Here is a 12,607-nt window from a genome sequence, read left to right as displayed (position 1 = left end):
CAATGGACAGTAAACAATTATGTATGTACTTGTTTGGTTTCAAAAGAACTTATAGAGATAAAGGAGGAAAGCAATAGTAAACTAGATAAAGGTGATGCTAACAAAATAAGCGATGTTAAAGGATAACAAGCTAATAGCAGAGCACCTAATGAAACAGTCAATAATCCGGTTCTTTTCATTTCTATAAAGAGCTGAAGAGAAAGCCAGATTAAAATGAAATAGAATGGAATCATACATACGAGCGTAAATAAGCGATAACTATGCAACACTTGCTCGTTTACAAATGAAAAAATTCCATTGAAAATTACGACCATATATAATATGAAGAAAAACAAGTCGTTAATTTGCACAAAAAGAAGACAGGCTCTTACTTTCATTACTTTGTTTAATGCTTGCTGAATCAATAGCACATAAAAAAAAGTAAGTAGCAGTATAAATAGATTCACTAAAGAGGTATAGCTATCATCTAACTGTCTGACAAAAAACAGTATGATAATATGAAAACAACTAATTGTAAGCGGTACAAAAATAGATGGTTGGCTCAAAAGTATCTCTCCTTCATCAAAAATGCACACGACAGAAAATAGAAAAGGGTGTTCATCAATGAATATAGTCACTGTGGGATCGTTTATATTCTTTACCGTTTTAGTAGCATATATTTCATATCGCTTCACTCGCGATGAAAATTTAGAAACATCAGACGGGTATTTCTTAGGTGGAAGAAGCTTAACAGGCTGGGTAATTGGAGGCTCTCTTTTATTAACGAACTTATCGACAGAGCAGCTTGTAGGCTTAAATGCTGATGGCTATTCGTTTAATATGTCTGCAATGGGCTGGGAAGTAGGGTCTTCAATCGCTCTTGTATTGGTTGCATTATTTTTACTTCCACGCTATTTAAAAGGCGGAATTACAACGATTCCGGATTTTCTAGAATCTCGATTTGATTCAGGTACTAAACAGATTGTTACCATTTTATTTTTATTTGGTTATGTACTAAATTTATTACCCCCTATTTTATATTCAGGAGCCACTGCACTGAGCAGCATTTTTAATGTACAAGGTATGTTCGGAGTAAGTTCCACAACAGCACTTTGGATTACAGTATGGACCATTGGTATTATTGGTTCAATTTATGCAATATTCGGAGGATTGAAAGCGGTTGCTGTATCAGATACAGTAAATGGAATTGGATTATTAATCGGAGGGTTAATGATTCCTGTATTAGGGCTAATGGTTTTAGGCGATGGATCTCCAGTTGATGGATTTAATAAAATTATGGAAAATACACCTGAAAAGCTAAATTCAATTGGTGGAGAAAAAGATCCTGTACCATTTGGTACAATGTTTACTGGAATGCTACTCGTTAACTTGTTCTACTGGGGTACAGCACAGCATATTATGCAGCGTGCATTGGCTGCCAAAAACCTTAAAGAAGGACAAAAAGGTTTACTCATTGCGGCTTTCTTGAAGTTATTAGGACCAGCATTTTTAATTATACCTGGTATTATTGCGTTTAATATTTTTGGCCCAGGGCTTGCACCTATGGAAGCGTATCCTAAGCTGGTTAACCATGTATTACCTACGCCGCTTGTTGGATTCTTTGCAGCTGTGTTATTCGGAGCTATTTTATCATCATTTAACTCAGCGTTAAACTCGAGCGTTACGCTTTTTGTTTTAAACATTTACAAGCCTTATTTTAAGCCAAAAGCAACAGATAAAGAGCTTGTTAAAAACGGTAAGGTAGTAGGTGTATTCTTAGCTATTTTCGCAATGTGTGTTGCACCTTTAATTGCAAATGTACCAAACGGATTCTTTGAATACTTGCAAATGGTTAATGGATTCTACAATGTTCCAATCTTTACAATTGTGTTCATCGGCTATGTGACGAAAAGAGTGCCTGCACTTGCAGCCAAAGTGTCATTAGCTGTATTTATCTCAATCTATGCGGTAACGCAGCTAGTATGGGATACAGGTTTACACTATCTTCATATTTTAGCAATCCTATTCGTTTTATGCAGCGGATTAATGCTTATTATTGGAAAAATTGCTCCAAAACAAGATGTATATGTGTTAGAAGATCAAAAAGCAGTAGACTTAACTCCTTGGAAGCTTTTGTATCCGATGGGAATTGCAGCGGTTCTTGCAATGTTAGTGGTTTACGCGCTCTTTTCACCAATTGGAATTGCTTCATAAGACAAAAGAGGCTTGGACATAATTATTTCAGTCAACGAGATATCCGAACAATTGCTAGTCTGCAATCGTTCGGATATTTTTGTTTGTTGGGAAAACAAGTTAAAAACTAGTGTTTGGAGCGCGATGTAACAAAATTGTCTCTAGAGAGTACAGGATCTTACATATGGAATGAATATTTCTTGTCTTGCATATTGTCGAACGAAGTACTATCCTTTAAGATAATAAGCACAAAGCGTAATTCGATTAGAGGTTAAAGAAAGGAATCGATTGAATTTATGAAAGAACATGTTGAGCGCGTATATGATGAGGCATATGACTTTATTGATCAAGCACTTCAACAAATTAGAAGCGTTGAATGCACTGAAGAAGCAGATGATGAAATAAAAGAAAAAAGACAGCGTACAGAAATTGCTTTGCAAGCAGCACGCGATATCTTAGAGAATATGATTATTCCGGGTAAGAAGCTTACTTTTATTTATGAAAATGGATCCGTTGTTGTCGAGATACCGGAAAAATAAATAAAAACCCCCTTGTTGTCGAGAGTCCTAGACAACAAGGGGGATTTTTTTGCTTAAACGATTATTTTGGAAGAGTAAAAAGTTCATCAATTGATGAATTGCTCTTTCGATACTGTCCAGGCGTCATGCTTGTAGTTTTTCTAAATACCTTTGTAAGATAATTTGCATTTGCATAGCCTACGTTTTCTGCAATCTCTTCAATTGAGTATTTTGTTTGGTTCAAAAGTTCAGCTGCTTTTTGAATCCGCATTTTTGTTAAATATTGAATCGGAGTTAAGCCCGTTGTTTGCTTAAATAAGCGGCTAAAATGATAACGCGATAAATTTGCTGATTCCGCCATTTCATCTGGACCAATCTCTTCATGGTAATGGTTTCTAGCAAACAAGATAGAGCTAATAATGCTCTCAGGCCAGTCTTCAGTAAAAGAGTCCATATTCTTTACATATTGATAAAGCTCCATTACAAAGCGATAACACAGGCTTGATGCATAAAATGGGTCTGTGATATTTTTTTCACTTGCACGCTTATAGATTTGAGCGAGAAGTTGTATCGGTGCTGATTCAGGGTGAAATCGGATGACTGACTGGAACTTTGTTTGGATGTAATCCCAGCATTTTTTCACCTCATCACCATACAACGTTAAAAAAATAAATTCCCAATTTTCACTCTCTTTAGGTAAATAATATCTATAGTCGCCAGGCGTGCTGACAATAAAGGCTTTACCTGCATCTACCTTATATTGAGTTCCGTCAACTTCAATCATTCCATATCCAGACACTGTATATTGAAAAATATATTTTCCTACTTCTTTTCGCTGTTTCCCGCTCCAATTATAAAGAGGAGAGTATACCTCGTCCCATCCTACTGACCATAGCTGTGCAACATCACTAGTACGAGATTCAAAGAAACGATAAGCATAGGTGGCATATTCCTTTGTTTGAAATTGTGGTAGCAAATTTTCACCTTCTTTTTTAAAAAATATTGTTATTTATACTTTAACGTAATCGTTTTCATTTTGCTACATATATTTCACTTTATTTATGAAAATATTAAAAAAGGCTTTTTATAGTCTTAACTAGCTTCACATTATCGACAGATATTCACCGTTTTTATTAGCAGAAGGTGTTCATGAATGTTAGTTTGTTTCTTAGCAAGAAATTACCGTTTACAGGGATTATTTTTACCATTGAGAAAACGGGCTTAACGCTTTTAAAATAGAGTCATGAATACGTTTACAGTTTAGAGATAACGATATAAAAAAGAAACAGGTGATGTGACATGATGGGTGAATTAATTAAAAAGTTTCAGGAAATCTTTCAAACAACGGAAAACGTTCGCTGCTTCTTCGCGCCAGGACGTGTCAATTTGATTGGTGAACATACAGATTATAACGGGGGGCACGTATTTCCATGTGCTTTAAGTATTGGAACATACGCAGTTGTGTGCAAACGAACTGATCAGAAGATTCGTATGTACTCGGCCAATTTTGAGCATAAAGGTGTCATTGAATATAACCTTGATAATCTTGTATATGAAGAACAACATGATTGGGCTAATTACCCAAAAGGGGTAATCAGTACATTTATTAAAAATGGCCATCAACTAAGAAATGGATTTGACGTGTTATTCTATGGCAATATTCCAAATGGTGCTGGGCTCTCCTCTTCAGCATCTATTGAATTAGCAACAGCTGTTTTATTAAATCAATTAGAAGATTTAGATATTGATATGGTTGAAATGGTTAAGATATCACAACAAGCGGAAAATGAATTTATTGGCGTCAGCTGTGGAATCATGGATCAATTTGCAATTGGAATGGGAAAAGCAGACAAGGCAATTCTTTTAAACTGTCAAACTCTTGACTACACGTACAGTCCGCTCCAGCTAGAAAATGCAGTGTTAGTAATTGCAAACACAAACAAGCGAAGAGGATTAGCAGATTCGAAATATAATGAGCGTCGATCTGAATGTGATCAAGCATTAGCAGATTTAAAAAGCGGTTATGAACTTGAATCATTAGGAGATTTAACGAAAGTACAGTTTGAGCAGTTAAAACATTTGATTAAGAACCCGACGAATCAAAAGCGAGCAAAACATGCAGTTTATGAGAATGAACGAACAAAAGAAGCTGTGGTAAAACTGAACAACGGCGACTTGCAGGGGTTAGGTTTATTAATGAATGAATCTCACCGTTCATTGCGAGATGATTATGAAGTTACGGGGGAAGAATTGGATGCATTAGTTGAAGCAGCCTGGGCTCAAGAAGGTGTAATCGGCTCTCGAATGACAGGAGCAGGTTTTGGGGGTTGCACAATTAGCATAGTAAAAGAAGATAAGGTGAATTCATTTATTGATGAAGTAGGTGCTGTTTATACAAAAGCAACAGGTTTACAAGCAGATTTCTATGTGGTAGAAGTCGGAGAAGGCGCACGAGAATTAGCATTAGAAACGGTATAAAAGGAGGAGCAAGAATGGCTGTATTAGTATGTGGAGGCGCTGGTTATATCGGTAGCCATACAGTAGCAGAGTTATTGGATAAAGGGAAAGACGTAGTCGTTGTTGATAACCTTCAAAAAGGCCATAAAGAAGCGATTTTAGAAGGTGTACGTTTATATGTTGGAGATTTAAGAGATACCGAGTTTTTAGATGAAGTTTTTCAGGAAAATGAGATTGAATCCGTTGTACATTTTGCAGCAGATTCGCTTGTTGGAGAAAGCGTAACGGACCCTTTAACGTATTACGATAACAATGTGTACGGTGCACTTTGCTTGTTAAAGGTGATGAATAAACACGGTGTTAAGCACATTGTATTTTCATCCACAGCTGCAACCTATGGAGAAGCGAAGAATTTTCCAATTTTAGAAGATGATCCAACAGAGCCAACCAACCCTTATGGTGAAACGAAACTAGCGATTGAGAAAATGCTGAAATGGTCAGAGAAAGCATATGGACTTCGTTATGTTGTTCTTCGCTACTTTAACGTTGCAGGTGCTCATTTGGATGGGAAGCTAGGGGAAGATCATACGCCAGAAACACACTTAATACCAATTATTTTACAAGTAGCTCTTGGGAAGAGAGAGCATATCTCAATTTTCGGTGATGATTACGATACAAAAGACGGCACGTGTATTCGAGATTATATTCACGTAACAGATCTAGCTGACGCGCATGTATTAGCGCTTGAAAAGTTAGCTCGTGACAATACGAGCGGTACTTATAACTTAGGGAACGGAAATGGTTTTACGGTTAAAGAAGTAATTGATGCTGCGCGTAAAGTAACGAATCACTCCATTCCAGCTATTGTTGCACCAAGACGTGCGGGAGACCCAGCCAAACTGGTAGCGTCTTCTCAAAGAGCAATGGATGAATTAGGATGGAATCCACGCTATACATCAATGGAGCAAATGATTGAAAGTGCATGGAAATGGTTTCAAGCACATCCAGAAGGATATAAACAGCCTCAACGATAAAAGCTGTGAGAAAATAGCTTATCGATAGATTACGGAACGAGAAGAAAGGAAGATTGTATGTCAGTCAACATTCATGAACAAATTCAAAGACTTATTCAATACGGATTGCAAAAAGAGCTTATAACAGTATGGGACGTTGATGTTGTTCGGAATAGGCTATTAGAGACACTGCAGCTCGATGAATATATTCCAGCAGCTGTTGATCAAGAAATCTATGAAAATCCGGTTGATATTTTAGAGAAAATGCTTGATTGGGCGGCTGAACACAATCTAATAGAAAATACCATCACTTACCGAGATTTACTGGATACGAAAATCATGGGCAGTTTTGTCCCACTTCCATCTGAGGTTAATCGTCGTTTTTATCAAACATTCCAACAAGAGGGTGCTCAGCAAGCTACGCAAAATTTTTATCAATACTCAAAAGATGTTCACTATATTCGAACAGATCGAATTGCTAAAAATGAAGGGTGGCTGACTGATACACCGTATGGCCAGTTAGAGATTACAATTAATCTGTCAAAACCAGAGAAAGACCCAAAAGCAATTGCTGCAAGCAAGACACTGAAGGAGAGCTCGTATCCAAACTGTCTGCTTTGCAAAGAGAATGCAGGCTATGCCGGACGTGTTAATCATCCAGCTAGGCAAAATCATCGCATCATCCCTGTTGAACTTGCAGAAGAACAGTGGTACCTGCAGTTTTCACCTTATGTTTATTATCATGAGCATGCCATTGTCTTTTCAGGTGAACATACGCCAATGAAGATTTCAGCGGCTACGTTTGAACGCCTGCTGTCATTTACGGATCAATTTCCGCATTACTTTTTGGGATCAAATGCAGATTTGCCAATTGTAGGAGGATCCATCTTAACTCACGATCATTTTCAAGGTGGAAATCATGAATTTCCAATGGCTAAAGCAAAAGTAGAAGCAACTTTTACAATGGAAGATTATCCAACAGTTCAAGCGGGGATTGTAAGGTGGCCGATGTCCGTTATCCGCTTGCAGAGCACGGATAAAAATGAACTAGTAGAATGCGCTAATCATGTATACAAAACATGGCAGCAGTACAGTGATGAAAGCGTTGGGATTCATGCTTTTACAGGTGATACGCCACACAATACGGTGACGCCAATTGCAAGGCGCAGAGAACAGCTATTTGAGCTAGACCTTGTGCTTCGAAATAACCGAACGAGTGGTGAGCATCCCGATGGCATTTACCATCCTCATAAAGAAGTCCACCACATCAAAAAAGAAAACATTGGACTGATTGAAGTGATGGGGCTTGCAGTATTACCGGGGCGCTTACAAGAAGAAATGCGTCTAGTCAGTGAATACTTGATTAATGGAGATTGTGCGATTCGAGATGAACATGCGCATATTCAAAAGCATGAAGCATGGATGAAAAAGCTCCGCGAAAGCTATGAGGATTTTACTAAAGAAACTGTTCAGCAAATTATTCGTAAGGAGCTTGGTACCACGTTTATGACGATTTTAGAGCATGCTGGTGTGTTCAAGCGAGACGAGCAGGGGAAAGAAGCTTTTCATCAATTTACAAAACAGCTACAAAAACAAACGGCGCGTAGCGAATAACCTAGAAAACATTCTTATATTCATGTGATAAATAAACAGCTAAAGGGAGACTGAAAGATATGTATATTGGTGTTGACTATTATCCAGAACAATGGCCTAAAACAAGATGGGCAGAGGACGTACGCTTAATGAAGGAGCTAGGTATTAATGTTGTACGTATTGCTGAATTTGGTTGGCAGTTAATGGAGCCCAAAGAAGGAGTATACGACTTTTCACTATATGATGAAGCCATTGAACTATTAACAAGTAACGGAATCAAAGTAGTGCTTGGTACACCAACTGCTACTCCACCAGCTTGGATGATTCACAACTATCCAGAAATTTTACCGGTTGATGAAAATGGAGTAACGATCTCGTTTGGAGCGCGTAGACATTACACGGTTAATAGTGAAAAATACCATCAGTTTACGAAAAAAATCGTAACAAAAATGGCAGAAAAATATGGTCAGCACCGTGACGTCATTGGTTGGCAGGTAGACAACGAATATGGTCATGAGAAGTCAGATCGTAGCTATGGAGAGCTTGACCGAGTTGCGTTTCAGCGCTGGTTACAAAAGAAGTACCAGTCGCTTGATCAATTAAACGAGAAATGGGGAACGGTATTTTGGAGTCAAACGTATACGGACTGGGCACAAATTCCAACCCCGCGTAAAGTTTATCAAGAGCATAATCCGAGTCTTCTTTTAGATTTTGACCGATTCTGCGCAGATGCTTATACTGCTTATAATAAACTTCAAGTTGATATCTTACGTTCTATTGTTCGTAAAGATCAATTTATTACACATAACTTTGTATTTACAGATCAAGCCATTAATCAATGGGATATGTCAAAGGATTTAGATTTTGTCTCGTTTGATAATTATCCTGTCTGGGGCGGGTTAGCTGAGCCAATTAAGCCAGCAGCGATTGCTCAACAGCATGATCTTTGTCGATCTGCAAAAGGTGGGAAAAACTTTTGGGTAATGGAAGAACTATCGGGAGCGCAAGGATGGAGTCGTATTGGCTACTTACCGCGTCCGGGTCATATTAAGTTGTGGACGTACCAAGCTATTTCTCGAGGCGCAGAAGCAATTGTTTATTTCCGCTGGCGCGCAGCGCAGTTTGGTACAGAAGAATTTTGTCACGGCATTTTAGATCATGATGGACTACCAAAGCGCAAGTACGAGGAAGTAAAAGAAGTTATTCAAGAACTAAAAACGTTTGGTGATGAGTGGATTAATGCTCCATATGAAGCGGAAGTAGCAGCTTACTATGATATTGAGAATGCATGGGCGTGGGGAATTCAGCCTCAAAGTGATGCATTTGCTTATAAGCAAGAGTTTCTGCGTTTCTATCGCCCGGTGCATAGTGCAAACGTATTAACGGACTTGGTTACCGCTGCAGATGACTTAGCGCGCTACAAAGTGGTTATCGTGCCGATTTACTTTTTAACAAATAGTGAGTTTACGGAGAAGCTACAACAGTTTGTCTCAAATGGCGGAACAGCTATTTTATCATACCGTGCAGGTGTAAAAGAAGAAAATAATTTTGTCACAGGACAAACGCTTCCCGGTGCATTATCGGAGTTTACGGGTATTCAAATTCATGAATATGAATCTCTACAAACATCACAGCAAAATACGATTGTAGGTACAAAAGGTGCGATAAAAGGGCAAGCATCAACAGCAACAATTTGGTGTGATTTAATTGAACCAACAACGGCTGAAGTACTGGCAGAGTATAGAGATTGTTTCTATGAAGGTACTGCAGCTATTACAAAAAATAGCTTTGGAAAAGGAACTGTGTATTATATCGGTACAGCCGTTGAAGATGCTATGCTAGACGGATTGTATGATGATATCTTAGCTGAAGCACAAGTAGATACATTTAAAACCAAGGGTGAAGTTGAAGTTGTAAAAAGAGGTCAATTCTATAGCTTCTTGAATCATTCAACAACAGAGACAACATCAGTTGCGCTTCCGAATGGAAAATGGAAGGCAGCCGCAACCAATGAGCTTGTAAAAGGTGAATTACCGCTGAAGCCGCTTCAAGCAGTAGTGTTAATCAAAGAATAAAAAAAACCGCTAGCTTTTGCTAGCGGTTTTTTAATGATGATTTTCAACCGGTTCGTTTGGAACACCAGCTTCACCAAGTATAATAACAAGCAACGTGAATACCACGCTGATAATCGAAGCGGTTGCAAAATCAAACGCTTGACCAGACATAGAAGAAATAACGTATACAGACATGTTAATTAATAAAAATCCCCAAAATAAAGCAGCAATAACGCGCACAACTTTCACCCCATTCACAGTACAGTTTGACTTTATTTTATCATAGCGTTTACAAAGAAGAAATTGAATTTTTTATGAATAGTATTTTTTATTAAGTTTGTTTATACACAGAGCCCGTTTTTATTTTAAAAAAGTGTATACCTTATTGATAAACTCATGAATAAATAGGCATTCGAATCGGTCACATTGTGACGCTTTATCATAAGCTGTATGAAAGGAAAGTAGCTTTTTATACGGAGGATCAGTCATGATGCATCGGCGTTTTTTTAGTCTAGATACTCAATGGAATGTCGTACATGTACCAGAAAAGCCGAACGGTTTCGGTGTGTTAGTACTTGGTGATAAAGACCACTTTGTTGAAAGCTCTACAAGTCTTTGGATTCAGCACGGTGGCAGATCTCAACTGCTGCAATATTTACAAGATGAAGGCTATACTGTTTTTTATTCCAATTTATACGGACGCCATTGGGGCAGCCCGAAAGCAAACCGCTTAGCCAAACAGTTATATCACTTGATTATGAAACAAGAAATCTTAAATAAACGCATTCACATTTTGGCAGAAGGTATGGGGGCACTGCTCGCCATGCAATTAATGGAAGGCGGAGAAACGTTTATTCGATCGGTAGCTCTTTTGAATCCGTGTATTGATTTGCATACGCATGCTAGTCATGAGAAACAGAATAAATTTTTTTACAAGCAATTTACAAGAGATATGACGCTAGCCTATGATGTAGAGCGTAAACAAGTTGCGAAAATGATTGCTCAGTATCCTACATGTGAACAACTAACGTCTACACTGCCTGTGAAAATTTGGACCACTGCTAATGAAGTGACTCACTATCCGCTTATTCACAGCAAGCAGTATGAGCAGCACCGCCTAAGCTTACAATCACCGATTTCATTGTCGCTTTATCTAATGGAAAAAAAATATCTGTTTGAACGTTCGCTTTTACAATTTTATAAACTAAATGAAAAAGTGTTATAAGGAGAGCTCCTATGATTATACATATCATAGGGGCTTTTTTTTATGAATAAGACTGGGGGAGAAGAAATGGGGAATTGTGTAGTGATAGGAGCGAACCGTTTTTTGGGGTTCCATCTTTGTACGGCGCTGTTAGAAAATGGAGAAGAAGTGAGTGGATCTGTTCATAAAGCTCATAATTCTGAAACAAGTTTGCAAAATGAAATGGGGTTGCTGTTAGGACGGAATGCTAATTTTGAAAAGCGAACAGATCATGATGTTCTAGATATGATTACATTCGAAACAGATGCTGTATACTTTGCATACTTTGACGGTGGCGATTTTTATCATGATGATTTTTTACGAGAAGAGATGAACAATGCATATCAAACGCTGCGTGATGTAGTAAAAAAGTGCATTCAAACTCATACTAAGCTAATCTTGACATCATCTTTACGCGTATTTGGAAAAAAACAGTTAAAGGTAAGAGAAGAAACAAAACCTGAACCTGACAATAGTGAAGGGCGCCTCTTTCTCCAGTTTGAGCAGCTTATTAATAAGTATCGAGACAAGGGGTTAACGTGCATTATTGTCCGAATCCCCAGCTTGTATGGCCCATGGCAGCCGCTTTCCATGTATTATTCACAGCTATTAAGTAACCAAAAGCCAGCGGATATAAGAGAAGGTACCGACTATATTGCGTATATTGAAGATGTTGTACCCGCCTTTTTAAAATGTAAAGAAGAAAAAACAAATGGAAATGAAGTAATTCACTTACTTGACCCCAAAATAGAAAAATGGGAGCATGGTGCACAGTTGCTGAATAAAGACTACGTGGAGGAAAATAATCGACACGAAGTTTACGAGTATAGTAAAAAAGCAAAAACACTTTTAAACTATGAAACAAAAACAACTTTAAAAGAGGGAATTCGCGCTCAAAGAAGGCATATGAGAACATTCTTTTAAAGATGTTCATGAGTGAGTAAAAGGAGAAGCTGTACTGGTTGTGCTTTTGCATAATAATCGCTAATATAAAATGTGAAACGAAAGAATAGATTTTTATATGAAGGAGAAAGAATAATGGAACAACAAATGCAGTTTATGCAAATCGCAATGAAGTATTTACCAGAAGCAAAAGAGATTTTAGATCAAACAGGCGTAGAACTATCTATGGAGCACGTTCAACCAGTTCTGGGGCTTCTAACAAAAGTAATGAACGATGCTTATGAACTTGGTAAAGAAGACGCGTTAAAAGAACAGAATGAAAAATAACAGTCCAGAGTGGACTGTTATTTTTTGTCGAGGAAGCGATCAAGCAGTGGAGAAAGCTCCAGAAGCAGCGGAGCTAATTCATCGATTGAAACGATAATCTCATCGATTTGAGCAAGCAAGGATTCCCAGTCTACTTTTTCTTCCTCTTGCTTAGGAGAACGACCAAACATCACTTGTGAGAAAAAGTCAGGTGAGCGTCTGCGCGCCATGTTGGCTCATCCTTTCTTGGTAAGAGTAAAAACATTGCGTATAAACACTATATGTAGAAGCGATTAAATTCGACTAGGACAAACACCTATATAGACAAAAAATAAAAAATAAAGTAAA

At 37.9% G+C, this 12,607-nt stretch carries 13 protein-coding genes; 9 read left to right on the top strand and 4 right to left on the bottom strand.

The genetic code is table 11. The annotated features are described in order from the left end of the window. Nucleotides 1-17: 17 nt before the first annotated feature. Complete coding sequence (locus tag EPL02_RS06965) at nt 18-545, bottom strand: hypothetical protein (RefSeq protein WP_131887362.1); 528 nt, start codon at nt 543-545, stop codon at nt 18-20. A 58-nt stretch (nt 546-603) separates the two neighbouring features. Between EPL02_RS06965 and EPL02_RS06960 the strand changes: the two genes are divergently transcribed. After that, a complete protein-coding gene (locus EPL02_RS06960; protein WP_205687703.1) occupies nt 604-2,193 on the top strand; it encodes a solute:sodium symporter family transporter in 1,590 nt (529 codons plus the stop codon). Nucleotides 2,194-2,468: 275 nt separating this feature from the next. Then, entirely contained in the window at nt 2,469-2,711 is a 243-nt protein-coding gene (locus tag EPL02_RS06955) for a hypothetical protein (RefSeq protein WP_025908171.1), read from the top strand. Nucleotides 2,712-2,772: 61 nt separating this feature from the next. Here EPL02_RS06955 and EPL02_RS06950 read toward each other — a convergent pair whose 3' ends face one another. Continuing rightward, complete coding sequence (locus EPL02_RS06950) at nt 2,773-3,666, bottom strand: AraC family transcriptional regulator (RefSeq protein ID WP_131887361.1); 894 nt, start codon at nt 3,664-3,666, stop codon at nt 2,773-2,775. 323 nt (nt 3,667-3,989) lie between these two features. Between EPL02_RS06950 and EPL02_RS06945 the strand changes: the two genes are divergently transcribed. Genes EPL02_RS06945 through EPL02_RS06930 form a run of 4 tightly spaced genes read left to right on the top strand, consistent with a single transcriptional unit; the run spans nt 3,990 to nt 9,828 of the window. Next, entirely contained in the window at nt 3,990-5,168 is a 1,179-nt protein-coding gene (locus tag EPL02_RS06945) for a galactokinase (RefSeq protein WP_131887360.1), read from the top strand. Between the two features lie 14 nt (nt 5,169-5,182). Continuing rightward, the gene (galE, locus tag EPL02_RS06940) at nt 5,183-6,181 is read left to right on the top strand and encodes a UDP-glucose 4-epimerase GalE (RefSeq protein WP_131887359.1); all 999 of its coding nucleotides are present in this window, start codon (nt 5,183-5,185) and stop codon (nt 6,179-6,181) included. Nucleotides 6,182-6,238: 57 nt separating this feature from the next. After that, nucleotides 6,239-7,774 carry a UDP-glucose--hexose-1-phosphate uridylyltransferase gene (galT, locus tag EPL02_RS06935; protein WP_131887358.1) on the top strand — a complete coding sequence of 512 codons (1,536 nt, stop codon included), beginning with the start codon at nt 6,239-6,241 and terminating at the stop codon, nt 7,772-7,774. Between the two features lie 59 nt (nt 7,775-7,833). Then, nucleotides 7,834-9,828, top strand: coding sequence for a beta-galactosidase (locus EPL02_RS06930; RefSeq protein WP_131887357.1), 1,995 nt, complete (start codon nt 7,834-7,836; stop codon nt 9,826-9,828). A 30-nt stretch (nt 9,829-9,858) separates the two neighbouring features. Here the strand turns inward: EPL02_RS06930 and EPL02_RS06925 are convergent, their stop codons facing one another. Then, on the bottom strand, nt 9,859-10,047 hold the full coding sequence (locus EPL02_RS06925; protein ID WP_094912834.1) for a YjzD family protein: 189 nt from the start codon (nt 10,045-10,047) through the stop codon (nt 9,859-9,861). Between the two features lie 247 nt (nt 10,048-10,294). Between EPL02_RS06925 and EPL02_RS06920 the strand changes: the two genes are divergently transcribed. From EPL02_RS06920 to EPL02_RS06910, 3 genes are all read left to right on the top strand, one after another. Continuing rightward, on the top strand, nt 10,295-11,032 hold the full coding sequence (locus EPL02_RS06920; RefSeq protein ID WP_094912833.1) for an alpha/beta hydrolase: 738 nt from the start codon (nt 10,295-10,297) through the stop codon (nt 11,030-11,032). 42 nt (nt 11,033-11,074) lie between these two features. Beyond that, complete coding sequence (locus EPL02_RS06915; RefSeq protein ID WP_256993398.1) at nt 11,075-11,974, top strand: NAD-dependent epimerase/dehydratase family protein; 900 nt, start codon at nt 11,075-11,077, stop codon at nt 11,972-11,974. Between the two features lie 114 nt (nt 11,975-12,088). Further along, nucleotides 12,089-12,280, top strand: coding sequence for a ComZ family protein (locus tag EPL02_RS06910; protein ID WP_179289286.1), 192 nt, complete (start codon nt 12,089-12,091; stop codon nt 12,278-12,280). A 17-nt stretch (nt 12,281-12,297) separates the two neighbouring features. Here EPL02_RS06910 and EPL02_RS06905 read toward each other — a convergent pair whose 3' ends face one another. Beyond that, complete coding sequence (locus tag EPL02_RS06905) at nt 12,298-12,489, bottom strand: hypothetical protein (protein ID WP_094912832.1); 192 nt, start codon at nt 12,487-12,489, stop codon at nt 12,298-12,300. Nucleotides 12,490-12,607 lie beyond the last annotated feature (118 nt).

This window comes from Bacillus sp. CBEL-1, assembly GCF_004348885.1.
In the GTDB taxonomy this organism is placed as follows: Bacteria; Bacillota; Bacilli; order Bacillales; family Bacillaceae_H; genus Priestia; species Priestia aryabhattai_A.
The sequence above is the reverse complement of the archived record's forward strand: the minus strand, read 5'-3'. Positions and strand labels throughout refer to the sequence as shown.

What these genes read in the sequence shown, in the direction of transcription:
- EPL02_RS06945 (WP_131887360.1), top strand. Translation starts at nt 3,990, where the DNA reads ATGATGGGTGAATTAATTAAAAAGTTTCAGGAAATCTTTCAAACAACG.
- EPL02_RS06910 (WP_179289286.1), top strand. Translation starts at nt 12,089, where the DNA reads ATGGAACAACAAATGCAGTTTATGCAAATCGCAATGAAGTATTTACCA.
- galT (WP_131887358.1), top strand. Translation starts at nt 6,239, where the DNA reads ATGTCAGTCAACATTCATGAACAAATTCAAAGACTTATTCAATACGGA.
- EPL02_RS06905 (WP_094912832.1), bottom strand. Translation starts at nt 12,489, where the DNA reads ATGGCGCGCAGACGCTCACCTGACTTTTTCTCACAAGTGATGTTTGGT.
- EPL02_RS06955 (WP_025908171.1), top strand. Translation starts at nt 2,469, where the DNA reads ATGAAAGAACATGTTGAGCGCGTATATGATGAGGCATATGACTTTATT.
- galE (WP_131887359.1), top strand. Translation starts at nt 5,183, where the DNA reads ATGGCTGTATTAGTATGTGGAGGCGCTGGTTATATCGGTAGCCATACA.
- EPL02_RS06920 (WP_094912833.1), top strand. Translation starts at nt 10,295, where the DNA reads ATGATGCATCGGCGTTTTTTTAGTCTAGATACTCAATGGAATGTCGTA.
- EPL02_RS06930 (WP_131887357.1), top strand. Translation starts at nt 7,834, where the DNA reads ATGTATATTGGTGTTGACTATTATCCAGAACAATGGCCTAAAACAAGA.
- EPL02_RS06960 (WP_205687703.1), top strand. Translation starts at nt 604, where the DNA reads ATGAATATAGTCACTGTGGGATCGTTTATATTCTTTACCGTTTTAGTA.
- EPL02_RS06915 (WP_256993398.1), top strand. Translation starts at nt 11,075, where the DNA reads ATGAATAAGACTGGGGGAGAAGAAATGGGGAATTGTGTAGTGATAGGA.